This window comes from Pseudomonas sp. EB271-G4-1 (assembly GCF_058791355.1).
Genome location: NZ_JBYTEO010000002.1, coordinates 1 through 25,307, shown reverse-complemented (window position 1 = coordinate 25,307; position 25,307 = coordinate 1). Strand labels below are relative to the sequence as shown.

The following is a 25,307-nucleotide window of genomic DNA, read 5'->3' as shown; positions in this document are numbered from 1 at the left end:
TAATCCTTGGTCGTTTGATTGATATCGCTAGCTTGCCGGAGTTTACCGGGCAGGCAAACGTCTGTATATGTATATACAAATAACACACGATGGGGTGCTGAACCATGTCCGCCTTCTTTGCCGAACGCGCGCTGCTGCCTAACGGATGGGCCAACAATGTACGTCTTGAGGTCAGCGCCGATGGCGTCCTGACCCATATCCAGGCCGACTCCCATGCAGATGACGCCGAACGGTTGAGCGGTCCGCTGCTGCCAGGCATGCCGAACCTGCACTCCCACGCCTTCCAGCGGGCCATGGCCGGGCTGGCGGAAGTGGCAGGCAACCCGAATGACAGTTTCTGGACCTGGCGCGACCTGATGTATCGCCTCGTCGGAAAAATCAGCCCGGAACAACTCGGCGTCATTGCCCGCCAGCTGTACATCGAAATGCTCAAGGCAGGCTACACCTCGGTGGCCGAATTTCATTACGTGCACCACGACACCCACGGCCAGCCTTACGCGGATCCCGCCGAACTGGCGCTGCGCATCAGCCAGGCCGCCAGCGCCGCCGGTATCGGCCTGACCCTGCTGCCAGTGCTCTACAGCCACTCAGGTTTCGGTGGCCAGACGCCAAACGACGGTCAGCGTCGCTTTATCAACAGCACCGAGAACTACCTCAAGCTGCAATCGCGACTGCAGCCGATACTGGCGCAACAACCCGCACAGTCCCTGGGTTTGTGTTTCCACTCATTGCGTGCGGTCACACCGCAGCAGATCAGCGAAGTGCTGGCGGCCAGCGACAAGCAATGCCCGGTGCACATTCACATTGCCGAACAGCAAAAGGAAGTGGACGACTGCTTGAGCTGGAGCGGTCGTCGTCCACTGCAATGGCTGTATGAAAATACCGAAGTCGATCAACGCTGGTGCCTGGTCCACGCCACCCACGCCAACCCGGAAGAAGTCACGCTGATGGCCAAGAGCCGGGCCATTGCCGGCTTGTGCCTGACCACCGAAGCCAACTTGGGCGACGGGATATTCCCGGCGGTGGATTTTCTTGCTCAGGGCGGGCGCATGGGCATTGGTTCCGATAGCCATGTGTCGTTGAGCGTTGTGGAAGAACTGCGTTGGCTGGAATACGGGCAACGCCTGCGTGATCAACGGCGCAATCGCTTGTATGGCGCGGATCAGCCGATGGTCGGCCGCACGCTATTTGATGCTGCACTGGACGGCGGTGCGCAGGCGTTGGGGCAACCGATAGGTGCATTGGAGGTTGGCAAGCGTGCGGACTGGCTGGTACTGGACGGCAGTGATCCATACCTGGCCACTGCGAGCGGCGATGGAATCCTGAATCGCTGGTTGTTTGCCGGTGGAGATCGTCAGGTGCGTGATGTGCTGGTCAATGGCCAGTGGGTCGTGCGTGACGGACGTCATGCCGGGGAAGAGGAAAGCAGCCGCGCCTTCACTCAAGTCCTGCGCGAACTCCTGGGCTGACCCCAAAACAACTGTGGGAGCGAGCCTGCTCGCGAAAGCGGTGTCTCAGTCAACAGCTCTGTCAACTGACACGCCCTCTTCGCGAGCAGGCTCGCTCCCACAATGATTATGCGCTAACCGTCAGTGGGAGGTCTTGGCCATCTGCGTATCCGACGCTCGCCAGATCAGCCGCGTGGTGTCGTAACCCTGCTGACGCGCCTTGCTCAGCAACTCTTCACGCACCACACCGTTGACGGTCGGGGTGCGCGCTAACAACCACAGGTAACGGCGGCTAGGATCGCCAACGATGGCAGTCTTGTAGTCATCGCTGACGTACAACACCCAGTATTCGCCCTTCGCCACACCCGGTATCAACCTTGAAAACCAGGTATCGAATTCAACCCACAATTTGTCGGTCTTGCCTGGCACCTGTGGATAAGCCGTGCCCCTGACCTCTTCCCATTCCCACTGCGGGGTCAAGCAGCGATTCAACACCGCGACGTTACCGTCAGGCTTGAGTGTGTAGTGGGCTTCGGACTGCGCACAGTCGCGCTGGAAGTACATCGGCAGTCGCGCCAACTCGTACCAGGTACCTTGATAGCGCTTGAGATTGACACTGTTGGCGGTTTTGGGCGCCAACGGGTCCTGGCCAGAACTGGCACAGCCGGCCAACACCAGGCCGGCAAAAAGCATGATCAATAACCGCTTCATTGTTTTTCTCCCGCGGGCACGTGGCCCCGGTTTACTTCAGGCCTTGGCCGGAAAACATCAACACTTTGTCACCGGCGAACTGCACGCTGATAAAGCTCTTCTGGTCGCCCCATGTGCAACTGGACATTCCAAGCGCGCCTGAGCAATCGGTAGGTTTGCCCAAGAGGGTCTCGACCTCGGCCTTGGCCATTCCTGACGACAGCTTTGAGTAGTTTTCCTGATTGACCTTGCTGCACGCAGCCAACAACACGCAAAACGATAGCAGGGCGATGGATCGCAGCGACATGTGAAACTCCACGGACGAGGGTATTGGCATGACTGCCAAGCTGAACCTTAGAAGAGAAAAGCCCTATCTGGTTCCCTGCCCGACGGGCTATTTATCAGGCCGCTCGTCTGTCTTTTCACAAAAATTAGGAACTTCGTCCCGCCGTCCGGGTATTTCATCGGTTTTTGCATAAAGCGTCTAATCTTTGGCGCCGTTCTGTCGACATACAAGCAACGCTAAGCCACGCCCGTGGCATTTGCTTCCCCTTTTGTAGACCCGATCTCCTGCGGTAGCTCATCCAATGACCAGAAACATGAAATTCAGCCACAAGATCTTGTTGGCTGCCGCCCTCGTGGTGGCCGTCGCATTCGCTTGTTTCATCCTGTTCAACGACTATCGCCAGCGCCAGACCTTGCGCAGCAGCACCGAAGCCTCGATGCAGGAACTTGGCAGCCTGACCACCAGCAATATCCAGACCTGGCTGGAAAGCCGCATGCAATTGCTGCAATCAATGGCCCAGCAGGTCAGTGCCGACGGTAACGCCCCCGCCAGCCTGAAACGAATCATCGACCTGCCCGCCTACACCGGCAACTTTCAGTTGAGTTACTTCGGTGGCGCCGATGGCGTGATGTTCTCGGTCCCGGCGGGCAATCGCGCGCCGGATTACGACCCGCGCACCCGCGGCTGGTACAAGGCTGCGAACAGCGCGCAACAGACCATCGTCACCGAACCGTACATCGCCGCCTCTTCCGGCAAGCTGGTGATCACGGTGGCAACCCCGGTTCAGCGCCAGGGCCAGATGATTGGCGTTGCCGGCGCCGACATCGACCTGTCGAGCGTCAGTGCGATCATCAACTCGCTGAACTTCGGCGGCCACGGCCATGCCTTCATCGTGGGTGCCGACGGCAAGATCCTGATTCACCCGGACAGCAAATGGGTACTCAAGAACCTCACCGACGCTTACCCTAACGGTGCGCCGACGGTCAGCCCGGGCATGAAAGAAGTCGAGATCGACGGCAAAAGCCAGTTCATCTCCTTCACCCATGTCAACGGGGTGCCGTCTGCAGACTGGTACGTGGCACTGGTGCTGGACCAGGACACCGCGTTCTCGATGCTGAGCGAATTCCGCACCTCGGCGATCATTGCCATGGTGATTGCAGTGGTGATCATCATCACGTTGCTGGGCATGTTGATCAGTTTCCTGATGCAGCCGTTGCTGACCATGGGCCGTGCCATGCACGACATCGCCGAGGGCGAAGGTGACCTGACCAAACGCCTGACCATCCACGGCCATGACGAATTCGGTGCACTGGGGCTGTCATTCAACCGTTTCGTTGAACGCATCCACACCTCGATCAGCGAAGTGTCCTCGGCCACGGGCCAAGTCAACGAAGTGGCCCTGCGCGTTGTCGCCGCGTCCAATTCGTCGATGTTCAACTCCGATCAGCAAGCCTCCCGCACCAGCAGCGTCGCCGCCGCGATCAATCAGCTCGGCGCCGCCGCCCAGGAGATCGCCCAGAACGCCGCCCTCGCCTCACAGCACTCGAGCGATGCGCGCGCGCTGGCCGAAGAGGGCCAGCAGGTGGTGGATAAAACCATCTCGGCGATGCACCAGCTGTCGGCAAAGATCAGCGACTCGTGCGGCAACATCGAGACGCTAAACAGCAACACCGTCAACATCGGGCAGATTCTGGAGGTGATCACCAGCATCTCCCAGCAAACCAACCTGCTGGCGCTCAACGCGGCGATTGAAGCCGCGCGCGCCGGTGAAGCCGGACGTGGTTTTGCGGTGGTCGCCGACGAAGTGCGCAACCTCGCCCACCGCACACAGGACTCGGCGCAGCAAGTGCAGAAGATGATCGAGGAACTGCAAGTCGGCGCCCGGGAAGCGGTCACCATCATGACCGACAGCCAGCGTCAGAGCGAAAGCAGCGTCGGTATCGCCAACCAGGCCGGCGAGCGCCTGGGCAGCGTGACCCAGCGCATCGGCGAAATCGATGGAATGAACCAATCCGTTGCGACCGCAACGGAAGAACAGACAGCCGTGGTGGAATCGATCAACGTCGACATCACCGAGATCAACACGCTGAACCAGGAAGGCGTGGAGAACCTGCAGTCGACCTTGCGTGCATGTGCTGATCTTGAACAGCAGGCGGCGCGGTTGAAGCAGTTGGTGGGTAGTTTCAGAATCTAAGGCGATCTCACCGGCCTCATCGCGGGCAAGCCCGCTCCCACAGGTATCCTGGTGTCCACACTATTTGTGTTACACCACAAAACACTGTGGGAGCTGGCTTGCCAGCGAAGGCGATATCAGCAACAGCGAAAAACTAGAACCTTGAACCGGGTTTCGACAGAAACTCCAATTCCTCAGCCGTAGACTCCCGCCCCAACACCGAATTGCGATGCGGAAACCGTCCAAACTGCGCAATCACCTTCTGATGCCGCTCGGCAAAATCCAGATAATCGGCAAACAATGCCCGATCACTCTCCGGCTGTTGCGCAACCAGTTCGATATGACGCGAAACGCCTTCGTTCTGCACCGCAAGGTTCTCGCTGTGCTCGAATACCAGCAGGATGAACACTCGCTGAATCGGTAATAACTGCCGGTCAAAATCCGCAGCAATGCCTTGGGCGACCAGTTTCTGGGCCCGTAGATCACCGGAAAAGGCTTTGGGGGTCTCGCGAAAGATCATGCGGGGGAGTTGATCAAGCAACAGCACCAGTGCCAGCCAACCTTCGGGACATTGCATCCACTCGGTCAATCCGCCGGCCAGTGCCTGCTCGACCTGGTCCCCGAAACGCTCTCGCGCTTCGAGGTCCTGGCTGTCACGCTTGCCGAACCACAACTTGCCCTTGTCAGCCGCGATTGCCCTGGCTTCTTCGGCTGTACCGAACCACCAATCGAGCAACGGCTGCCAGGGCGCGTTCATGGTTTATTCCTTGTGGTAAGCCGTAACGCGTGCAACTTCTTCTTTCGAACCGAGGAACACCGCTACGCGCTGGTGCAGACCTTCAGGCTGGATGTCGAGAATACGTTGGTGACCATCGGTGGACGCGCCGCCCGCCTGCTCCACCAGGAACGACATCGGGTTGGCTTCGTACATCAGGCGCAATTTGCCTGGCTTGGACGGCTCGCGGTTGTCGCGCGGGTACATGAACAAGCCACCACGGGTCAGGATGCGATGCACGTCGGCGACCATGGCCGCGACCCAACGCATGTTGTAGTTCTTTTTCAACGGGCCTTCATCGCCTGCCAGCAACTCGCCAACGTAGCGCTGTACCGGTGCTTCCCAGTGACGCTGGTTGGACGCGTTGATGGCAAATTCCTGGGTCGCTTCAGGAATGGTGATGTTTTCGTGGGTCAGTACGAAGCTGCCCATTTCACGATCCAGGGTGAAACCTTTCACGCCGTCGCCCAGGGTCAGGATCAACATGGTCTGAGGACCATAGATCGCGTAACCGGCGGCCACTTGCTGGGTGCCTGGCTGCAGGAAAGCCTTTTCATTCAAGGGCTCGTTCTGGCTCAGGTATTCGTTCGGACAACGCAGTACCGAGAAGATAGTGCCGACCGGGGCATTGATGTCGATGTTCGACGAACCGTCCAGCGGGTCGAACACCAACAGGTAGGCGCCTTTCGGGTATTTGCCCGGGATCTGGTAGGCGTTGTCCATTTCTTCGGACGCCATGCCAGCCAGGTGACCGCCCCATTCGTTGGCTTCCAGCAGGATCTCGTTGGAGATCACGTCGAGCTTCTTCTGCACTTCGCCTTGGACGTTTTCAGTGCCCATGCTGCCCAGAACGCCACCCAGGGCGCCCTTGGACACGGCGTGGTTGATCTCCTTGCAGGCACGCGCCACCACTTCGATCAGGAAGCGCAGATCGGCAGGAGTGTTGTTGCTGCGGGTCTGCTCAATCAAATAGCGACTCAAGGTAACGCGGGACATGGAAGGCTCCGGAGGAATGGGGGGACTAAAAACCCGCGCAGTTTAACGCGAGTCGGGGCGCATTTCCTCCTATCAGACGTGATCGGCTGAAGAGAGTTCATGCGCGGGGTTCAGCGTAGTAGGAAATGGGCTGGATGTGAGCAGGAAAGTGGCGATCAAATCAGCATTTTTATTGACTGATCGACCGCCTTCGCGAGCAGGCTCGCTCCCACATGAAACGCATAACCTGTGGGAGCGAGCCTGCTCGCGAATGGTGCGTAGCGCCAGCCATTCTCAGGTATTGGCGGGCGGCTTGCGCAGCAGGCTGAATGCCATAGCCGCCAGAAACAAAACCCCAAGCAGCAACACCGCCCACAGGCCAAACTTCTTCCAGTCGGTGCCCACCGCCGCCGGCAGTGTCGAAACAGCCGGCGTCGTCACCACCCCACCATCAACCGACGCCTGACCCAACGTCGCCAGCTTAGCCGGGCTGTAATCCGGAATCAGCGTCGACAATGGCAAGTTCGCCGCCTTAACCGTCGCATTGCCCAGTACCAGCGTATAGGGCTCTGACCCGCGCGCCAGAAACACCAGTTGCGTGGCCCGCACGGCAAACTTCACGGTTGGCGCCTGTGCGCCCAGGCCACCACCGCGCTCGTCCACGGTCAGTTTCAACTGTTGTATGGCTTGCCCCGGCAACTGCAACTCGTTCTGCACCACGTCCTCGCCATTCTGGGTCAGGCGATAGAGCAAGCCACTGCTCAACGGTTGCCACGGCAAGCTGCTGTCGCGCCGTCCAGACAGGATGACCGGCGCCAGGCTGTTAGGTTGACTCAATTCAACCTGCACTCGCTCGACATTCAGCCCCCTCGGTAATTGCCAGGTGTATTCACCTGCCTTCACGCTATTGCCGTCCAACGCGTGGGACCAGGTCAACGGCAGCGGTAAGCTACGCACGCTTTGCAACTGCGCCGATGTCAGTATCGGCGCCGATTGCGGCGAGTCCCACAGCAAGCGCAGATAGCGTGCAGACTGCCCCGGCAGGCTGACCTCATGCTGCTCGACCCGCTCATCGGCAAACGTCAGCCGCGCCAGTTGCCCCTCGCCCCAAGACTGCCAATGCTGCAAATCGTCGCTGGCCTCGATGCTGAACCGCTGGAAGCCATCACGCTCACTGGTCCAGTCGAGGATCAACTGCTGCAGCGGCGCCTTGATCGCGCTGGCATCCAGTAGCCAGCCACGTAACGCTTCCTCCCCCACCTCCAACTCAGTGGAAGGCTGCACCTGGACCAGGGTGCCATTGGCGCTCGCTTGCACGCGAACGCTCGGGGCATGCCCGGTGGCATCCGCCGAGTCATAAAGCGGGAACCATTTGACGTCAGTCAACGTAGGGTTGTCGTCAGCTTGTGCGTTTGCCCGTGACAGGGCATAGGCTTGCGGTTCGCCAGCGGCGTTGAACACGCGCACATCACTGAGGTCGGTCTGGCGTGCGCTCAGTTGCACAGCCAGGGGCAGCTCAACGCGATACCACGGACCTTCACCGCTCACGGACAACGGCACATGCGTGGCAAAGTCCGCCGGTGATTCCTGGGCCCACGTTTCCTGGAAAGAGACAGAGAGTGCCATGCCCATTGCAAAGATACCCAACCAGGCCCGGTTCAGCTTTTGACTCAAGACGACACTCCTTCGGTTTGCGGCGCCGGCTTTTCGGGGGCCCCGGCAGTTTCGACGCGCCTGGGTGGCAACGGGGCGAAATAGCCCACTACCAGCAGCAGCACGCCCACGCCGATAAACGACACGATCCGCGCCAACCCGCCACGGTTGCTCAATTCGACGAAGAACAGTTTCGCTACCACCACGCCAATCAGGGCCGCACCGATCAACCAGACTTCACGCCGATGACGCAAATGGCCACCAATCATCAAACCCAGCGCCATCAAGGTCCAGACGATGGACAGGCCGGCCTGGACCCGCATCGACTCGAGCAAGGCGGGCAGCTCGAACGGTACGCCGCCCCAATGGTGAGCCGTGCGCATCACCAGGGCAGTGAAGAACGTGAACAGCGAAGCGCCGACGATCGCTTGCACAGCGGCCGCCACAGCAGCGCTGTAGCTCCCGGGAATCACCTGTTGCGCTGCCTCACTGCGGGACCAGGCGTAGACACCGAACAACGCAAACAGCAGGCCCAATTCCAGCGGGTTGACCAGCGGTAAATAGGGCAAGGGATCAGCCTTGCCATCACTGACCGTATTGGCCAGCCAGAACCAGCCCAGCATCAACAATGCCAAAGGCGCGGCGGCATACACACGGTATTCGCGAGCGTAGACCGACACCGGCCAGGGCCAGGCACGCGGTGCCGCCATCAGCACCAGGTACAAGCTCGGCAGCAGCGCCCAGCCCAGCCAGCGCCAGGCGTTGTAGTGCTCGGACAACAGCAGCAAGCCATAACGCAGCTCCAGGGCCAGCACACCGATCAGCAACCAACAACCGAGTACGTGAGCGCTGCTCAGGGCAGCGCTCGGCAGGATCGGCGCCAAGCGTCGCAAGGACAGGAAATGCACGATGAACACCACGGCCCACAGCAGCCAGCCGGCGTTGGCGGCCGGATGAAAGCGCGGATGCCAAGCGGCGAGCAACACCAGGCCGGCAGCCGGGATCAGCAAGGTGCAGAGCACGCCCAGCGCGGGCCACGCCAGGCGCAGCGCCAACATGGCCCACAGCGCCACACTGGTTGCCGCGGCTGCCAGCAGCAATGTCGCCTGCAGGGGCAACGGTGCAAACAGCAGCACTTCACTGACCCAGGCCAGCGCCCACCACCCTGCTCCCCACGCCAGCAACACCCGCGACAAACGCTGCAGGTTCACACCATCGATCACCGTGACAGCAAAGCCGACTTGCAAACGCCACGCCCCGATCAATGCGACCAGGCCCAGCATCAGCGGTGACCAGAAGCCAGCATGAGCCAACGGCCGCACGCCTTCGCTGACCAGAGGTTCAGCCACCAGGAACAGCACGGCGCCCAGCAGCTGAACGACAAACGCGCTCAGCAGGAATGTAGCCGAGCGCAGGTGCAGACCGACGAACAAAGTCAGCAGCCCGGCCATTGCCCAACTGATTGACGTGCCATGGGCGAAAAAGAACATCGGCGCCAGCAAGTAGACAAATGCCAGGCCGAAAGCGGCCAGAACCGGCAAGACATGACGCTCCCAGGACGACACCTGCCCAGGCAAGGCCTTGTGCAACTGATGGAAACTGAACAGCAGTGCGCCGCCGAGCAACAACGCTCCCAGCGGCGTGCCATCAAGCAGGCTATTCTCACCGCTGCGCAATTCACTGAGAAACACCAGCGCCGCGCCCGCTTGCAACAACAAGGCAAATGCACGAGCGAGCGAGCGAGCGCTGCTGACGCAGGCCCAGCCAGAAAATCCCCGCGCCTTCCACCGCCCAGGCGCCACTCGTCCACCGCGCATCCAGCCCCAAGGGAATCGCCAGGCTGGCGAAAATAACGCCCAGCGCCAGGCAGGTTTCCCCCAACAGCAATGCTCGTCCCATCAGCATCCGAGCCAAGCCCATGTAGATCATGCCGAGCGCCAGGGCGCTGAACGCGGCAGCGAACTCCAGATGCTGAACCACGGCGAACTGCAATCCAAAGCCAACCAGAGGCGGACCGAACAGCAGTGTGCCGTCGACGTAATCACCCTTGCGCGCGGACCAGCGCAACAGCGCCTCACGGCTGTCATCCTCGGGCGCGCCCCCCAAATGCAGCAATTTACGTCGGGAGAACAACAAGCCAATGGCCAGGTACATCACGAAGAAAAGAATCAGGAACGGCTCGGTGCTCCACAGCAACTCTGGCGTATAGGAGCGCAAACCCCAGGCGAACCCGATACCGAAGGTGCCGGTGAAGCCGATCACGTTGAGCAAGCGCCAGGCCTTGAACCAGGCGATAACGAGGATGCCGGCGTTGAGCAAGGCGAAGTAACTGAACAACGCGACGTGACTGCCAGCCCCCGTGGAAGCCAGCAGAGGCGCGGCAAATCCGCCCAGCGCGGCGGCGGCGGCCAGGCCCAGTGCGTCCTGCGTAATGGCCAGGATCGCCGAAAACACCGTCACCGCCACCAACAGGCCAAATGCCGCTGTGGGATCGAGCAACGGATGCAGGCGCATCGCGGCAAACACCGTCAGGTACAGTACGGCAATGGCGGCGCCTTGCAGCATCAAGGCGTAAGCACTGTTACGCGTTCGCAGCCACCAGCCCAGGCCCAGCAGGCCCATTGCTACCGCCGCGACACCGGCATAGCGCAATTCGATCGGCACCACCATGCCCTCGGTGGCGTAGCGCAGCAGGAAAGCCAGACCGAGGAACAACAGCATCACACCGACCCGCAGCACGGTGTTGCCACCCAATAACCACGCACGCGCCGCGTTGATGGCGCGCTCGACGAGGCTTGGTTCGGGGGGATTGGCGCGTTCGCGGTCGGCTGGCGCGGGTTTCCATGCATCGAAGGGCTGTGTATGGCTGGACTGGGTAGCCGCAGCGGTGGCCGTCTCCAGATCGGGCGGCAGTTCCCAGATCAGCTCAGGGGTTTCGACGGGGGCCTGAGTGACCGCGATGTCAGCAACTGGAGCGGCAGCGCTGGCTTCAGGCACCTTGATCCCGGGCCCCTCAAGCAAAGCCAAGCGTTGCTCGACCGCGCGCAGTGCAAGTTGCGCCTGTTCGAGCAGGCGACGCTGCTCAATGGCCTGCGATCCCAGCCTGCCAATGTGAACGGCCTGCCCGATACCCAACCCGAGTAACGCGCCCAGCAACGCATCGCTGAACGACTCGTCGAGTATCCAGCCCAGCACCAGGCCCACAAGCATGAACATCCATTGCATGGTCGATATCCCTAAGCGCAATCCAGGAAGATTAGCGCAGCCAGCTCCAAAAAGATCGCAGCCTCCGGCAGCCCTTACAAGGACATACAAATCCCTGTAGGAGCTGCCGGAGGCTGCGATCTTTTACGGCTGCCAGTATATCGACCCGCTGGAAAAGTTACTCCAACGCCTTCCAGATATCCGTGGCGTACTCGCGAATCGTCCGGTCAGAAGAAAACCAGCCCATGCGCGAGGTGTTCAACACCGCCGATCGCCACCATTCCTGGGAATCGTGCCAAAGGGCTTCGACGCGCATCTGCGCATTCCAGTAGGAGTCGAAATCGGCGCAGACAAGGAAGCGGTCGTAATCCACCAACGAATCGATCAAGCCGGTGTAACGGGACGGATCATCCGGCGAGAACACCCCGCCGCGAATGGCTTGCAATACATCATTGAGTCGATGGGACGCGGCAATGTCCGGCACTGCGCTGAACTCGTGGTTCTGCTTGCGCGCTTCGACCTGCTGGGCACTGAGACCAAAGATGAACATGTTCTCCGCGCCGATGCGCTCGGACATCTCCACGTTGGCACCGTCCAGCGTGCCGATGGTCAATGCACCGTTGAGGCCGAATTTCATGTTGCTGGTCCCCGAGGCTTCAAAGCCGGCAGTGGAGATCTGCTCGGACAGATCCGCCGCCGGAATAATGCTCTCCGCCAGGCTGACGTTGTAGTTGGGCAGGAACACGACCTTGAGCAATCCGCGTACAGTCGGGTCGTTGTTCACCACCCGGGCGATGTCGTTGGTCAGCTTGATGATCAACTTGGCCTGGTGATAACTGGCCGCCGCTTTACCGGCGAAGATCTTCACCCGTGGCACCCAGTCGATTTCAGGTTCCGCACGAATCGCCTGGTACAACGCCACGGTGTGCATCAGGTTGAGCAGTTGGCGCTTGTATTCGTGGATCCGCTTGACCTGCACGTCGAACATCGCCGCCGGGTTGACCGCCACCCCCAAACGTTCGTGAATCAGGTAGGCCAGGGCCTTTTTGCTGTGCAGACGCTGTTCGGCGAAGGCCTTGCGGAACGCAGGCTTGTCGGCGAATGGCTGCAGGTCGAGCAGTCGCTCCTCGGGCTTGTCCAGCAAGTCCGGGCCCAGGGCATCGACCAGCATCGAGGTCAGCTCCGGGTTGGCCTGGTACAGCCAGCGGCGGAACGTGATGCCATTGGTCTTGTTGTTGATCCGTTGCGGATAGAGCTTGTGCAGCTCGGAGAACACCGTCTTGCGCATCAGTTGCGTGTGCAAGCCGGATACGCCGTTGACACTGTGGGAACCGAGGAACGCCAGGTTGCCCATGCGCACACGTCGACCGTTGTCTTCCTCAATCAAGGACACCGCGCGCAACACATCGAAATCATGGATGCCCTTGGCCCGCAGCGAGTCGATGTGCTGGGCATTGATCAGGTAAATGATCTGCATGTGCCGTGGCAGCATGCGCTCCATCAGGCCTACCGGCCAGGTTTCCAGCGCCTCGGGCAGCAACGTGTGGTTGGTGTAGGAAAGCGTGTCGACCGTCACCTGCCAGGCCGCGTCCCACGCCACGTCATAGACATCCACCAATTGGCGCATTAACTCGGCCACGGCAATCGAGGGGTGGGTATCGTTGAGCTGGATCGCTGCGTGATCGCCCAGGGTCAGGACGGAGGTGTGCATGTTGCGATGACGGCGCAGCAAGTCCTGCAGGGAGGCGGCAACGAAGAAGTATTCCTGGCGCAACCGCAGTTCCTGGCCGGCCTCGGTGCTGTCTGCCGGGTACAGTACTCGAGAGATACTTTCGGCCCGGGCCACTTCCGCCACCGCTCCCAGGTGATCGCCGGCATTGAAGCGTTCCAGGTGCAAATCTTCCATAGCCCGCGCGCGCCACAGCCGCAACGTGTTCACGCTTGCCCCGCGCCAACCGACCACGGGTGTGTCATAGGCAATGGCTCGTACGGTTTCCGCCGGGTGCCAGACTTGCTTGGATTTGCCTTCGCTGTCGGTCACGGTCTCGACGCCGCCACCGAAGCCGATCGGGTAAACCACTTCTGGGCGCTCGAACTCCCACGGATTGCCGAAGTCCAGCCAGTGCTCGGTCTGTTCCTGTTGCCAACCGTCGACGATGGCCTGACGAAACAGGCCGTGCTCGTAACGAATGCCGTAGCCATGACCCGCGATGCCCAGGGTCGACATGCTTTCCATGAAGCATGCAGCCAGTCGTCCAAGACCACCGTTGCCCAACGCCGCATCAGGCTCCAGCAGGCGTATGCGTTCAAGATCGACGCCGAGTTCGGTCAGGGCTTCGCGTGCCACGTCGAGCAGGCCGAGATTGCTCAGGCTGTCGTAAAGCAGTCGGCCGATCAGAAATTCCAGGGAGAGGTAATAAACCCGTTTCTGTCCTTTGCGGTAAATCTGCCGAGTGTGGTCCATCCAGTGCTCGACCATGTGATCACGCGCTGCCAGGGCAATGGCTTCGAACCAGTCATGATCGAAGGCGTGATCCGGGTCTTTGCCCACCGCGTAGGTGAGTTTGGTCAAGACGGCGTCGCGGAATGCGGCCACCTCTGCTTCGCGAACAAGTGGTTCTTGAGTCATCGATAGGACCTCGAGCGAGCTTGGAGTTGTCTGAGACTAGACGGTCTGACAAACGGTATAGACTCTGGTTCGGCAGTTTTTCCTGTTAATGCGCATCAAGCCGGCAATACATTGTCATGTACCTGATTCAATGCAGGGGCCGTGCCGGATTAGTGGTGCTGCGTGGATGCCCATGAAAAAAAACTGGCGAAAGGTTGTTCAAAAATCCACCAGTCCCGGTATGATCGCGCGCCCTGATGCACACGCTGGTAACAACCGATGATGAAGCCCAACCTGATCGCCGCCGCGGAGATCGACCGACTCGACACCTGGGCCAAGTACTCTGCCCCAATGTGCGGCTCCTGCCTATCGAGCTGCTGCACCCTGCCGGTCGAGGTCAAGATCAAGGACCTGATCCGCATCGGCATCGTCGACGAGTTCGAACGCGGCGACCCGCCAAAGAACATCGCCAAGCGCCTGCAGAAGGAAGGGATCGTCGAGCGCTATAACCAGAAGTCCGAGATCTTCACCCTCCAGCGCATGAGCAACAACGATTGCCTTTATCTGGATCGTAAGAGCCGTCTGTGCACTATTTATGAAAAGCGCCCGGATACGTGCCGCAACCACCCGAAAATCGGCCCGCGGCCGGGGTATTGCGCGTACAAGCCCAAGGAAGTGGTGCGTGAAACCAATTCCCGGAGTATCGAGCGGTTCTGATCTGATCGTTCCCACGCTCCGCGTGGGAATGCAGCCAGGGACGCTCCGCGCCCCAAAAGCGTGACGCAGAGCGTCACAAGAGGCGTTCCCACGCAGAGCGTGGGAACGATCAACCTGGCACCGCACAAATCGCAGACAAACAAAAACGCCCCCGATCTCTCGACCGGGGGCGTTTTCGTTCAGCCGGGGCTAAATCTTATGCCTTGGCTTTCTTGGCAGCGCGGGTACGCTCGCTTTCGTCCAGGATCTTCTTGCGAAGACGGATGGACTTAGGAGTCACTTCACACAGCTCGTCGTCCTGGATGAATTCCAGGGCCTGTTCCAGGGTGAAGCGAACAGGTGGAACCAGGGCGATGGTTTCGTCTTTACCCGAAGCACGCATGTTGTCGAGCTTCTTGCCCTTGGTAGGGTTGACGCCCAGGTCGTTGTCACGGCTGTTCAGACCAACGATCTGACCGTTGTAGATTTCCTGACCGTGTTCAACGAACAGCTTGCCACGCGCCTGCAGGGTTTCCAGGGAGTAGGTCAGTGCCTTGCCGGTTTCAACCGAAACCAGAACGCCGTTCTGACGGCCGGACATGTCGCCGGACTTCATCACGTCGTAACGGTCGAAGATCGAGGTCAGGATGCCAGCACCGTTGGTCAGGGTCAGGAACTGGTTACGGAAACCGATCAGACCACGAGCAGGGATGTTGTATTCCAGACGCACACGGCCCTTGCCATCCGGCACCATGTTGGTCAGGTCACCCTTACGCAGGCCCATCTCTTCCATCACCTTGCCTTGGGATTCTTCCGGCAGGTCGATGGTGACGTTTTCGTACGGTTCGTGCTTCACGCCGTCAACCAGACGGATGATCACTTCCGGACGGCCTACAGCCATTTCGAAACCTTCGCGACGCATGGTTTCGATCAGAACCGAGAGGTGCAGTTCGCCACGGCCCGATACCTTGAACTTGTCAGCCGAGTCGCCTTCTTCAACGCGCAGTGCAACGTTGTACAGCAGCTCTTTGTCCAGACGTTCCTTGATGTTACGGGAAGTCACGAACTTGCCTTCTTTACCGCAGAATGGCGAGTCGTTTACCTGGAAGGTCATGGAAACGGTTGGCTCGTCGACGGTCAACGGCTTCATCGCTTCGACGTTGTCCGGGGTGCACAGGGTGTCGGAGATGAACAGCGATTCCATACCGCTGATGCACACGATGTCGCCTGCAGCAGCTTCTTCAACGTCTACACGGTGCAGACCGTGGTGACCCATCAGCTTCAGGATACGACCGTTACGCTTCTTGCCGTCGGCGCCGATAGCCACAACCGGGGTGTTCGGCTTGACGCGACCACGAGCGATACGGCCAACACCGATAACACCCAGGAAGCTGTTGTAGTCCAGTGCGGAGATCTGCATCTGGAACGGACCGTCACGGTCAACAGCCGGCGCTGGTACGTTGTCGACGATCGACTGGTACAGCGGGGTCATGTCTTCAGCCATTTCGTTGTGGTCCAGACCGGCAATACCGTTCAGGGCCGAGGCGTAGACGACTTTGAAGTCCAGCTGTTCTTCGGTGGCACCCAGGTTGTCGAACAGGTCGAAGATCTGGTCCAGAACCCAATCCGGACGCGCGCCTGGACGGTCAACCTTGTTGATGCACACGATCGGACGCAGGCCGGCTTCGAAAGCCTTCTTGGTCACGAAACGGGTTTGCGGCATAGGGCCGTCTTGAGCGTCAACCAGCAGCAGAACGGAGTCGACCATCGACATTACGCGTTCTACTTCGCCGCCGAAGTCGGCGTGGCCCGGGGTGTCCACGATGTTGATGTGGTAGCCGTTCCAGTTGATGGCGGTGTTTTTCGCCAGAATGGTAATACCGCGCTCTTTCTCCTGGTCGTTGGAGTCCATCACGCGCTCGTCGTTGAGCTCGTTGCGCTCCAGGGTGCCGGATTGACGCAGGAGTTTGTCTACCAGGGTGGTTTTACCATGGTCAACGTGAGCAATGATGGCGATGTTACGTAGATTTTCGATCACTTGTGTATCTCGATCAGAGGATTCGGTGCGCTGACAAGTCTTGGCAGCGATTTACAGTAGAGTCAGGCCTTGCCGTTACAGCTTGACGGCGGCGTCGGGGGGCCGGTGACGCAAGCCACAGGCAAACAGCCCCGGGCACTTAGCTCGGTCGATAAACGCGCACATTGGCATGTCCCTCACTGAGCAAATGGTGGGCATGCAGGCGACTCATCACGCCTTTGTCGCAATAAAGCAGGTACTGGCGAGTAGGGTCCAGTTCCTTGAAACGAGCGTTCAGTGCATAAAACGGCATCGTTTGTACCTCGATGCCAGCAAGGTCCAGCGGGTCGTCTTCAGCGGCATCCGGGTGACGGATGTCGATCACGATCTGACCGGCCAGCGCTTCGCTGACTTCTTCAATTTGAAGGTCCTGGCCCAATTCGTCGATCACGCGATCGATCGGTACCAGTTTGGCGTTCTCGAGCGCACGCTCAAGGACTGCCATGTCGAATTCTTTCTCTTCGTGCTCCACCCGATGGCGCTTGGCAGCAGTCTTGGGGTTCACCGAGATGACCCCGCAGTACTCCGGCATGTGCCTGGCGAAGTCGGCGGTGCCGATTTCGTTGGCCAGGTCGATGATGTCCTGCTTGTGGCTGGCGATCAGCGGACGCAAGACCAGCTTGTCGGTCACGCAATCGATCACGGACAGGTTCGGCAGGGTCTGGCTCGATACCTGGGAGATCGCCTCTCCGGTGACCAACGCGTCGATGTGCAGTCGATCGGCAATTTGGGAGGAAGCGCGCAACATCATACGCTTCAATACTACGCCCATATGACTGTTATCGACTTTGCCGAGAATTTCTCCCAGCACTTCTTCGAACGGCACACTGACAAATAACACGCGTTGCGAGCTGCCGTACTTCTTCCAGATGAAATGCGCGACTTCCATGACGCCCAATTCGTGTGCACGCCCACCCAGGTTGAAGAAGCAGAAATGCGCCATCAGGCCGCGGCGCATGATCTGGTAGGCGGCGACGGTGGAATCGAAGCCGCCGGACATCAGCACCAGCGTCTGCTCCAGCGCACCCAGCGGATATCCGCCAATACCGTTGTGTTGGCTATGGATCACGAACAACCGTTGGTCGCGAACTTCGATGCGCACTTCGATTTCAGGCTTTTTCAGGTCAATCCCGGCGGCACCGCACTGTCGGCGCAACTGGCTGCCGACATATTTCTCGATGTCAATCGAGCTGAACGGGTGCTTGCCGGCACGCTTGCAACGCACCGAAAAAATCTTCCCGGCCAGCGCATCACCGTAGTGCTGCTTGCACTTCTCGACGATGTCATCGAAGTCACCCAGCGGGTACTCGTCGATTTGCAGGAAATGCGCAATGCCCGGCATGCAGCTCAGGCGCTCACCCATCTCCTTCAGGGCCTTGGGCTCGCTGACACGGGTCTCCAGCTCGAGATTGTCCCACACGCCGTTCACCACCACAGCCGGGTCCAGATCGCGGAGCACGGCACGGATGTTCTTGGCCAACTGGCGGATAAAACGCATCCGTACCGGGCGGCTCTTGATGGTGATCTCTGGAAAGACTTTTACGATTAATTTCATGGAAACAGCGCGCGCGAGGCCTGCCGAAAAAGGGGGGCGCGGATTATAGCGGAAATTGCTCAAGGTTTAACCAGTTAATATGCAGAAGGTTTTGCGCGCACCAAAACGGGTCATTTATTGAAACGAGCGCCACATTGTAGGGCGGTATTTTCCGCATTAAGGTGCTTTACCGCCTTAAAAGCGTGAATTCGGGGCAAAAATCCCATGGTGGGGCACTGGCATGCAATTTGCTCCCTTGTGAGGCAGGTTGCCTTGGCAGAGTATTCGCGCCGGCATCACAAACATCTAAGGGCATCCACTACCAGCCCTAATCCACCCGGAGGACACTATGTCGAAGTCGGTTCAACTCATCAAAGATCATGACGTCAAGTGGATTGATCTGCGCTTCACAGACACCAAGGGCACTCAGCACCACGTGACCATGCCGGCTCGCGACGGGCTGGATGAAGACTTCTTCGAAGTCGGCAAGATGTTCGACGGCTCCTCCATCGCTGGCTGGAAAGGCATTGAAGCTTCCGACATGATCCTCATGCCGGACGACAGCACTGCCGTACTGGACCCGTTCACCGAAGAGCCGACCCTGATCCTGACCTGCGACATCGTCGATCCTTCGAGCATGCAAGGCTACGATCGCGACCCACGTGCGATCGCCAAGCGCGCTGAAGAACACCTGAAAGCCTCCGGCATTGGCGACACCGTATTCTGCGGCCCGGAGCCAGAGTTCTTCATCTTCGACCAGGTGAAGTTCAAGTCCGACATTTCCGGTTCCATGTTCAAGATCTACTCCGAACAAGGTTCGTGGATGTCTGACCAGGACATCGAAGGCGGTAACAAAGGTCACCGTCCAGGCGTCAAAGGCGGCTACTTCCCGGTTCCACCGTTCGACCACGACCACGAAATCCGTACCTCCATGTGCAACGCACTGGAAGAAATGGGCCTGACCGTCGAAGTTCACCACCACGAAGTGGCAACTGCCGGCCAGAACGAAATCGGCGTCAAGTTCAACACCCTGGTGAAGAAAGCCGACGAAACCCAAACCCTGAAGTACGTCGTGCACAACGTAGCCGATGCCTACGGCCGCACCGCTACCTTCATGCCTAAGCCCCTGTACGGCGACAACGGTTCGGGTATGCACGTTCACATGTCCATCTGGAAAGATGGCAAGAACACCTTCGCAGGCGAAGGTTATGCCGGCCTGTCCGATACCGCCCTGTACTTCATCGGCGGCATCATCAAGCACGGTAAGGCCCTGAACGGCTTCACCAACCCGGCGACCAACTCCTACAAGCGTCTGGTTCCAGGCTTCGAAGCTCCGGTCATGCTGGCCTACTCGGCCCGTAACCGTTCCGCCTCGATCCGTATTCCTTACGTGTCGAGCCCGAAAGCCCGCCGTATCGAAGCGCGTTTCCCGGATCCGGCTGCCAACCCGTACCTGTGCTTCGCCGCACTGATGATGGCTGGCCTGGACGGCATCCAGAACAAGATCCACCCTGGCGACGCAGCTGACAAAAACCTGTACGACCTGCCGCCTGAAGAGGCGAAAGAGATCCCACAAGTTTGCGGCAGCCTGAAAGAAGCCCTGGAAGAGCTGGACAAAGGTCGTGCGTTCCTGACCAAAGGCGGCGTTTTCAGCGACGACTTCATCGACGCCTACATCGCCCTGAAAAGCGAAGAAGAAATCAAGGTTCGTACCTTCGTACACCCACTGGAATACGAGCTGTACTACAGCTGCTGATCCGGTAGCGCCTGCGCAAGCGGCGTGACAAAGAGGCCTCCTTCGGGAGGCCTTTTTTTTGTAGGCAACTTCTCACGCAGGGGGTCCATGTTTCCCCGGGCATTCACGGCAACGTCCGGCATAAAAAAATATCGGCTAACCGTAGCCTGTACCGTCTTGAACTCAAAGGACGGCAACATGAAACCCTCCATGCTCACCCCCCTATTTACCGCCCTCATCGCCCTTGCCCTACAGGGCTGTAGCAACTCAGCGTCCACAGTAGCGATCGAACGCAAAGTCCTGTTGCAAAGCAGCGCCTCCTGGGACAGCACGCCTTACACCCATTACCCTTACGCCGAACCACAACTCTCGGTGCTTAAACTGAAAATTCCGGCCAATACGCAACTTCCATGGCATCGCCACGCCATGCCAAATGCGGCGTATGTCCTCAGCGGGGAGCTGACGATAGAAAGCAAGGAAAGCGGCCAGGTTCGACGCGTCAAGCAAGGCGAAGCGGTGGCCGAAATGGTCAATATCACCCACCGCGGAGTCACCGGCGAGGAACCGGTAGAACTTATCGTGTTCTATGCTGGCAGCGAGGGTATTCCTTTGTCGGAGTAATTTTTTGCTGCTCACAGGGAGCCTGAATGCGACCATTCTTATTATTTCTTGGGCTTTTATCAGGCTTCCCTGCAACGGCCCAGATCTACAAATACACCGATGCTGCCGGCAACACGGCCTACAGCAATCAACCACCCGATGGAGTAAGCGCTCAGACGGTTGATTTACCCCCGCTTAACAGCGTCGATCGTCAACCGCCCAACGAACCTCCTGCGCCCACCCCCATCCGCAACCGCGAGCAGATAAACAGCACCTACGAGACTCTTGAGCTGACTGGCGTGCCCAACGACGGGGCCTTGCGCGCCAACAACGGCACCTTCACGGTCAACGTGCTGATCAAACCACGCCTGCAAGGCTCGCATCTGTTCAGGTTGTTACTGGACGAGCAACCCTATGGCCAGCCAGGCAACGTTCCGAGCCTTCAACTGGTAAACATCGATCGCGGCCTGCACAGGCTCGCCGTTCAAGTGATCGACGGCGACACGGTCATACAACAAAGTCCCACCTTGACCTTTACCTTGCAGCGGGTGCACAAGCGTTGAAAGCCTGGCAGCGTTTTCGCTTCTTTTAACCTTGCACAGGTTTACGCACTATATTGGTGCGATTAGTTGCACGACGTTCCAATCACAGCCCATTTTGGTTCGAAACTACCCGCGAAAGCTGGCAGAACGCCACGCAATCGAGCGTCAAACGCCTGTTTCAGGGGTTTAGCGCTTCTTTTCGGAGCCTTGGTTTGGTTTTTGCATTTTCCTCGCATCAGCTCTTTATTCATGCGCCAAAAGAGGTCCTGAATGACCATCAGCGACGCACTACACCGCTTGCTGCTCGACAACCTGACCACCGCCACCATCCTGCTCAACGCCGAGTTGCGCCTTGAGTACATGAACCCCGCGGCGGAGATGCTCCTGGCCATCAGCGGCCAGCGCAGCCATGGGCAGTTCATCAGCGAGCTGTTTACCGAATCCACCGAAGCGCTCAACTCTTTGCGCCAGGCGGTCCAGCAGGCGCACCCGTTCACAAAACGCGAAGCAATGCTCACTGCCCTCACCGGCCAGACCTTGACGGTCGATTACGCGGTAACACCGATCCTGAGCAATGGCGACACGCTGCTTCTGCTCGAAGTCCATCCCCGCGACCGCTTGCTGCGCATCACCAAGGAAGAGGCCCAGCTGTCGAAGCAGGAAACCAGCAAGATGCTGGTGCGGGGCCTGGCCCATGAAATCAAGAATCCGCTGGGCGGTATTCGCGGCGCGGCACAGCTGCTGGCCCGCGAACTGCCGGAAGAAAGCCTGCGTGACTACACCAACGTCATCATTGAAGAGGCCGACCGCCTGCGCAACCTGGTCGATCGCATGCTCGGCTCGAACAAGTTGCCATCACTGGCCATGTGCAACATTCACGAAGTGCTGGAACGCGTCTGCCATCTGGTCGAGGCCGAGAGCCAGGGCTGCATCACGTTGGTGCGCGACTACGATCCGAGCATTCCAGACGTCCTGATCGATCGTGAACAAATGATCCAGGCCGTGCTGAATATCGTGCGCAATGCGATGCAGGCCATCAGCAGCCAGAATGAGCTGCGCCTGGGCCGCATCAGCCTGCGCACCCGCGCCATGCGCCAGTTCACCATTGGCCACGTGCGCCACCGCCTGGTGACCAAGATCGAAATCATCGACAACGGCCCGGGCATTCCTGCGGACCTTCAGGAAACCATCTTTTTCCCCATGGTCAGCGGCCGTCCGGACGGTACCGGGCTGGGCCTGGCCATTACCCAGAACATCATCAGCCAGCACCAGGGCTTGATCGAATGTGACAGCCACCCCGGCCACACCACATTCTCGATCTTTCTGCCACTGGAACAAGGAGCCACATCGACATGAGCCGTAGTGAAACCGTGTGGATCGTCGATGACGACCGTTCTATCCGTTGGGTCCTGGAAAAAGCCTTGCAGCAGGAAGGCATGACCACGCAAAGCTTCGACAGCGCCGATGGCGTGATGAGCCGCCTGGCGCGCCAGCAGCCGGACGTGATCATCTCCGACATCCGCATGCCCGGCGCCAGCGGCCTGGACCTTCTGGCGCGGATTCGCGAGCAACACCCACGGCTGCCAGTGATCATCATGACAGCGCACTCCGATCTGGACAGCGCTGTCGCGTCCTATCAAGGCGGAGCGTTTGAATACCTGCCCAAGCCGTTCGATGTCGACGAAGCGGTTTCCCTGGTCAAGCGTGCCAACCAGCACGCTCAGGAACAACAAGGCCTGGAAGTGCCGGTCGCATTGACCCGCACCCCGGAAATCATCGGCGAAGCACCCGCGATGCAGGAAGTGTTTCGCGCCATCGGGCGCTTGAGCCACTCCAACATCACCGTGCTGATCAACGGCGAATCCGGCACCGGTAAAGAACTGGTGGCGCACGCCCTGCACCGCCACAGCCCGCGCGCCGCTTCGCCATTCATTGCACTGAACATGGCAGCGATCCCCAAGGACCTGATGGAATCCGAGTTGTTCGGCCATGAAAAAGGCGCGTTCACCGGTGCCGCCAACCTGCGCCGCGGTCGATTCGAACAGGCGGATGGGGGCACGCTGTTCCTCGATGAAATCGGCGACATGCCGGCCGACACCCAGACTCGCTTGCTGCGGGTCCTGGCCGATGGCGAGTTTTACCGCGTCGGTGGTCATGTCCCCGTCAAAGTCGATGTGCGGATCATTGCCGCCACGCACCAGAACCTGGAAACCCTGGTGAATGCCGGGAAATTCCGTGAAGACTTGTTCCACCGCCTCAACGTGATCCGCATCCACATACCGCGCCTGTCGGACCGTCGCGAAGACATCCCGACCCTGGCCAAGCACTTCCTCAGCCGTGCAGCGCAGGAACTGGCGGTCGAGCCGAAGCTGCTGAAAAACGAAACCGAGGAGTATCTGAAAAACCTGCCATGGCCGGGCAACGTGCGCCAACTGGAGAACACTTGCCGCTGGATCACCGTGATGGCCTCGGGTCGCGAAGTGCATATCGGCGATTTGCCACCGGAGTTGCTGAGCCTTCCGCAGGATTCGGCCCCGGTGACCAACTGGGAACAGGCGCTACGCCAGTGGGCCGACCAGGCACTGGCTCGCGGTCAATCCAGCCTGCTGGATAGCGCCGTACCGACTTTCGAGCGGATCATGATCGAAACTGCCCTCAAGCACACCGCCGGCCGCCGCCGCGATGCCGCCGTGTTGCTGGGCTGGGGGCGAAACACCCTGACTCGCAAGATCAAGGAACTGGGGATGAAGGTTGATGGTGGGGATGATGATGAGGGGGATGAGGGTTAATCAGCCTTAGTTCTTCCCTGACCGTCACACCCAATTCGCGAGCAGGCTCGCTCCCACAGTGGATTTGTAGTGTTCTCACTATCGAGTGAACGCTACCGAACCTTGTGGGAGCGAGCCTGCTCGCGAAGCTTTTTGGGCTCACGTGCACCGCCGGAAGGCACCGTGAACCGCAATCGCGCACGGCAACTGCTCCTAAATCCCGCCTCCGTTCGCAATCGAACCCCTATCGAAGAAACACGAAAACCCCGGATTACGGGGCTTTCAGCTTTACTACGCGACTTTCTGTTTCAACTTGTTAAAACCTGGCACGCCCCCTGCAATAGTCTCATCAGTGATGCAGATCACCACCCAGTTTCGGGGACCTTGGTACAGGCAGGCCGGGGATTCCCCTCTTTACACCGGGCTCATACCGCACAAGCGACGAGCCTCCCAGTTTTGGGGTCCTTGGTACAGGCAGGCCGGGGATTCCCTCTTTACACCGGGTTCAAGCGCAATGCGCGAGCCCTCCCGTTTTGGGGACCTTGGTACAGGCAGGCCGGGGATTCCCTCTTTTATTGCTCCCGGAGATGGATCTCCAGCCGCCAGCGGTCATCGACCTCGCTACCGGCCCACTCACCCTGAAGGGGACGGGCCGCCACCAGCGTCAACAACAATCCCCCGTCACTCAAGCGCACCCGCCAGTTCACATCCTTGCCATTGAGCTTGAGCTGGCCTTTTTGCGCCTTGCCTTGAGCTTCGAACAACAACGCAACACTGCCTTCCACGATCTCGCCGTGGGTCTTGGGCTCATTGTTGAACCACACCACCAAGCCGTCGCTGGTCACTTCGATCTGTTGCAATTCGCTGGGGTCTGGGGTGGTCAGACGACCGATCATCAACCCCACCATGACCCCCACAATTGCCAGCGAAGCCATCACACGCGGGAATAGTTTCGAACGAGGGTCGGCTTGCGGCGTAGAATGCCGCTCATCTCTACCTTCGGAGCCGTGCATGTTTCACGTCATCCTTTTCCAACCAGAAATTCCGCCGAACACCGGCAACGTTATCAGGCTGTGCGCCAACAGTGGCTGCCACCTGCATTTGATCGAACCGCTGGGCTTTGAGATGGACGACAAGCGCCTGCGCCGGGCGGGCCTCGACTACCACGAGTATGCCACCTTGCAACGTCACGCGGACCTGGCCAGCTGCCTGGAAAGCCTCGGTCATCCACGTTTGTTCGCCTTCACCACAAAGGGCTCGCGGCCGTTTCACGACGCCAGCTTCACCCCTGGTGACGCCTTCCTGTTCGGTCCGGAAAGCCGCGGCCTGCCAGCCGAGGTGCTCGACGCTTTGCCCGCTGAACAACGCCTGCGCCTGCCGATGCGCGAAGGCTGCCGTAGCCTGAACCTGTCCAATACCGTGGCCGTCGCCGTGTACGAAGCCTGGCGGCAGAACGACTTCAAGTAACACCACGCCCCCCTGTAGGAGCTGCCGAAGGCTGCGATCTTTTGATTTTTAAGATCAAAAGATCGCAGCCTTCGGC

The 25,307-nt window shown here is 59.4% G+C and carries 18 protein-coding genes and 2 pseudogenes; 10 read left to right on the top strand and 10 right to left on the bottom strand.

The features are described 5' to 3' along the window. Positions 1–104 precede the first annotated feature (104 nt). Entirely contained in the window at positions 105–1,469 is a 1,365-nt protein-coding gene (locus AC3WWR_RS01165; RefSeq protein WP_020797440.1) for a formimidoylglutamate deiminase, read from the top strand. 120 nt (positions 1,470–1,589) lie between these two features. Here AC3WWR_RS01165 and AC3WWR_RS01160 read toward each other — a convergent pair whose 3' ends face one another. Together AC3WWR_RS01160 and AC3WWR_RS01155 are read right to left on the bottom strand one after the other, a co-directional pair. After that, positions 1,590–2,159 (bottom strand): lipocalin family protein, encoded by a 570-nt coding sequence (locus AC3WWR_RS01160; RefSeq protein ID WP_492598405.1) that lies wholly within the window; start codon positions 2,157–2,159, stop codon positions 1,590–1,592. A 31-nt stretch (positions 2,160–2,190) separates the two neighbouring features. Then, positions 2,191–2,445: a hypothetical protein gene (locus AC3WWR_RS01155; RefSeq protein ID WP_020797438.1), complete on the bottom strand. Its 255-nt coding sequence runs from the start codon at positions 2,443–2,445 to the stop codon at positions 2,191–2,193. A 280-nt stretch (positions 2,446–2,725) separates the two neighbouring features. Between AC3WWR_RS01155 and AC3WWR_RS01150 the strand changes: the two are divergent. Both AC3WWR_RS01150 and AC3WWR_RS01145 read left to right on the top strand, forming a co-directional pair. After that, a pseudogene (locus tag AC3WWR_RS01150) lies at positions 2,726–3,760 on the top strand (HAMP domain-containing protein); the annotation flags it as partial. A gap of 93 nt (positions 3,761–3,853) precedes the next feature. Next, a complete protein-coding gene (locus AC3WWR_RS01145) occupies positions 3,854–4,618 on the top strand; it encodes a methyl-accepting chemotaxis protein (RefSeq protein WP_370628229.1) in 765 nt (254 codons plus the stop codon). Between the two features lie 133 nt (positions 4,619–4,751). On the opposite strand, the gene AC3WWR_RS01140 is transcribed toward AC3WWR_RS01145, so the two are convergent. The 5 genes and pseudogenes from AC3WWR_RS01140 to AC3WWR_RS01120 form a co-directional block, all read right to left on the bottom strand. Next, positions 4,752–5,354 carry a DUF924 family protein gene (locus AC3WWR_RS01140; RefSeq protein ID WP_492598404.1) on the bottom strand — a complete coding sequence of 201 codons (603 nt, stop codon included), beginning with the start codon at positions 5,352–5,354 and terminating at the stop codon, positions 4,752–4,754. A 3-nt stretch (positions 5,355–5,357) separates the two neighbouring features. Further along, positions 5,358–6,368, bottom strand: a complete 1,011-nt coding sequence (locus AC3WWR_RS01135) for a class 1 fructose-bisphosphatase (protein WP_020797435.1) — start codon at positions 6,366–6,368, stop codon at positions 5,358–5,360. 273 nt (positions 6,369–6,641) lie between these two features. Continuing rightward, positions 6,642–8,021: a DUF3999 domain-containing protein gene (locus tag AC3WWR_RS01130; protein WP_020797434.1), complete on the bottom strand. Its 1,380-nt coding sequence runs from the start codon at positions 8,019–8,021 to the stop codon at positions 6,642–6,644. Next, positions 8,018–11,225: pseudogene (locus tag AC3WWR_RS01125) on the bottom strand (DUF2339 domain-containing protein). The gene AC3WWR_RS01130 and the pseudogene AC3WWR_RS01125 overlap by 4 nt, the downstream one beginning before the upstream one ends. Before the next feature lie 157 nt (positions 11,226–11,382). Further along, positions 11,383–13,833, bottom strand: coding sequence for a glycogen/starch/alpha-glucan phosphorylase (locus AC3WWR_RS01120; protein WP_033042247.1), 2,451 nt, complete (start codon positions 13,831–13,833; stop codon positions 11,383–11,385). Between the two features lie 258 nt (positions 13,834–14,091). Here AC3WWR_RS01120 and AC3WWR_RS01115 point away from each other — a divergent pair, with 258 nt between their 5' ends. Further along, positions 14,092–14,529, top strand: coding sequence for a YkgJ family cysteine cluster protein (locus AC3WWR_RS01115; RefSeq protein ID WP_008058557.1), 438 nt, complete (start codon positions 14,092–14,094; stop codon positions 14,527–14,529). Positions 14,530–14,725: 196 nt separating this feature from the next. On the opposite strand, the gene typA is transcribed toward AC3WWR_RS01115, so the two are convergent. Together typA and thiI are read right to left on the bottom strand one after the other, a co-directional pair. Then, positions 14,726–16,546, bottom strand: coding sequence for a translational GTPase TypA (gene typA / locus AC3WWR_RS01110; RefSeq protein WP_008058555.1), 1,821 nt, complete (start codon positions 16,544–16,546; stop codon positions 14,726–14,728). Between the two features lie 139 nt (positions 16,547–16,685). Continuing rightward, on the bottom strand, positions 16,686–18,140 hold the full coding sequence (gene thiI / locus AC3WWR_RS01105; RefSeq protein ID WP_020797429.1) for a tRNA uracil 4-sulfurtransferase ThiI: 1,455 nt from the start codon (positions 18,138–18,140) through the stop codon (positions 16,686–16,688). A 328-nt stretch (positions 18,141–18,468) separates the two neighbouring features. Between thiI and glnA the strand changes: the two genes are divergently transcribed. From glnA to ntrC, 5 genes are all read left to right on the top strand, one after another. Then, positions 18,469–19,875, top strand: coding sequence for a type I glutamate--ammonia ligase (gene glnA / locus AC3WWR_RS01100; protein WP_020797428.1), 1,407 nt, complete (start codon positions 18,469–18,471; stop codon positions 19,873–19,875). Positions 19,876–20,052: 177 nt separating this feature from the next. Continuing rightward, positions 20,053–20,475 carry a cupin domain-containing protein gene (locus AC3WWR_RS01095; protein WP_020797427.1) on the top strand — a complete coding sequence of 141 codons (423 nt, stop codon included), beginning with the start codon at positions 20,053–20,055 and terminating at the stop codon, positions 20,473–20,475. A 26-nt stretch (positions 20,476–20,501) separates the two neighbouring features. Beyond that, a complete protein-coding gene (locus AC3WWR_RS01090; RefSeq protein ID WP_492598403.1) occupies positions 20,502–21,017 on the top strand; it encodes a DUF4124 domain-containing protein in 516 nt (171 codons plus the stop codon). A gap of 249 nt (positions 21,018–21,266) precedes the next feature. Continuing rightward, positions 21,267–22,352 carry a nitrogen regulation protein NR(II) gene (gene glnL, locus AC3WWR_RS01085; protein WP_020797424.1) on the top strand — a complete coding sequence of 362 codons (1,086 nt, stop codon included), beginning with the start codon at positions 21,267–21,269 and terminating at the stop codon, positions 22,350–22,352. After that, complete coding sequence (ntrC, locus tag AC3WWR_RS01080) at positions 22,349–23,785, top strand: nitrogen regulation protein NR(I) (RefSeq protein ID WP_033041319.1); 1,437 nt, start codon at positions 22,349–22,351, stop codon at positions 23,783–23,785. Before glnL ends, ntrC begins: the two co-directional genes overlap by 4 nt. Before the next feature lie 551 nt (positions 23,786–24,336). On the opposite strand, the gene AC3WWR_RS01075 is transcribed toward ntrC, so the two are convergent. After that, positions 24,337–24,777 carry a hypothetical protein gene (locus tag AC3WWR_RS01075; protein WP_033044422.1) on the bottom strand — a complete coding sequence of 147 codons (441 nt, stop codon included), beginning with the start codon at positions 24,775–24,777 and terminating at the stop codon, positions 24,337–24,339. On the opposite strand from AC3WWR_RS01075, the gene trmL reads away from it, so the two are divergent. Beyond that, positions 24,776–25,231, top strand: a complete 456-nt coding sequence (gene trmL, locus AC3WWR_RS01070; RefSeq protein ID WP_020797421.1) for a tRNA (uridine(34)/cytosine(34)/5-carboxymethylaminomethyluridine(34)-2'-O)-methyltransferase TrmL — start codon at positions 24,776–24,778, stop codon at positions 25,229–25,231. The genes AC3WWR_RS01075 and trmL overlap by 2 nt on opposite strands. Positions 25,232–25,307 lie beyond the last annotated feature (76 nt).

What these genes read in the sequence shown, in the direction of transcription:
- AC3WWR_RS01120 (WP_033042247.1), bottom strand. Translation starts at nt 13,833, where the DNA reads ATGACTCAAGAACCACTTGTTCGCGAAGCAGAGGTGGCCGCATTCCGC.
- AC3WWR_RS01160 (WP_492598405.1), bottom strand. Translation starts at nt 2,159, where the DNA reads ATGAAGCGGTTATTGATCATGCTTTTTGCCGGCCTGGTGTTGGCCGGC.
- glnA (WP_020797428.1), top strand. Translation starts at nt 18,469, where the DNA reads ATGTCGAAGTCGGTTCAACTCATCAAAGATCATGACGTCAAGTGGATT.
- AC3WWR_RS01135 (WP_020797435.1), bottom strand. Translation starts at nt 6,368, where the DNA reads ATGTCCCGCGTTACCTTGAGTCGCTATTTGATTGAGCAGACCCGCAGC.
- AC3WWR_RS01095 (WP_020797427.1), top strand. Translation starts at nt 20,053, where the DNA reads ATGAAACCCTCCATGCTCACCCCCCTATTTACCGCCCTCATCGCCCTT.
- AC3WWR_RS01115 (WP_008058557.1), top strand. Translation starts at nt 14,092, where the DNA reads ATGATGAAGCCCAACCTGATCGCCGCCGCGGAGATCGACCGACTCGAC.
- ntrC (WP_033041319.1), top strand. Translation starts at nt 22,349, where the DNA reads ATGAGCCGTAGTGAAACCGTGTGGATCGTCGATGACGACCGTTCTATC.
- AC3WWR_RS01075 (WP_033044422.1), bottom strand. Translation starts at nt 24,777, where the DNA reads ATGCACGGCTCCGAAGGTAGAGATGAGCGGCATTCTACGCCGCAAGCC.
- AC3WWR_RS01145 (WP_370628229.1), top strand. Translation starts at nt 3,854, where the DNA reads ATGTTCAACTCCGATCAGCAAGCCTCCCGCACCAGCAGCGTCGCCGCC.
- trmL (WP_020797421.1), top strand. Translation starts at nt 24,776, where the DNA reads ATGTTTCACGTCATCCTTTTCCAACCAGAAATTCCGCCGAACACCGGC.
- AC3WWR_RS01165 (WP_020797440.1), top strand. Translation starts at nt 105, where the DNA reads ATGTCCGCCTTCTTTGCCGAACGCGCGCTGCTGCCTAACGGATGGGCC.
- AC3WWR_RS01155 (WP_020797438.1), bottom strand. Translation starts at nt 2,445, where the DNA reads ATGTCGCTGCGATCCATCGCCCTGCTATCGTTTTGCGTGTTGTTGGCT.
- AC3WWR_RS01090 (WP_492598403.1), top strand. Translation starts at nt 20,502, where the DNA reads ATGCGACCATTCTTATTATTTCTTGGGCTTTTATCAGGCTTCCCTGCA.
- glnL (WP_020797424.1), top strand. Translation starts at nt 21,267, where the DNA reads ATGACCATCAGCGACGCACTACACCGCTTGCTGCTCGACAACCTGACC.
- thiI (WP_020797429.1), bottom strand. Translation starts at nt 18,140, where the DNA reads ATGAAATTAATCGTAAAAGTCTTTCCAGAGATCACCATCAAGAGCCGC.
- AC3WWR_RS01140 (WP_492598404.1), bottom strand. Translation starts at nt 5,354, where the DNA reads ATGAACGCGCCCTGGCAGCCGTTGCTCGATTGGTGGTTCGGTACAGCC.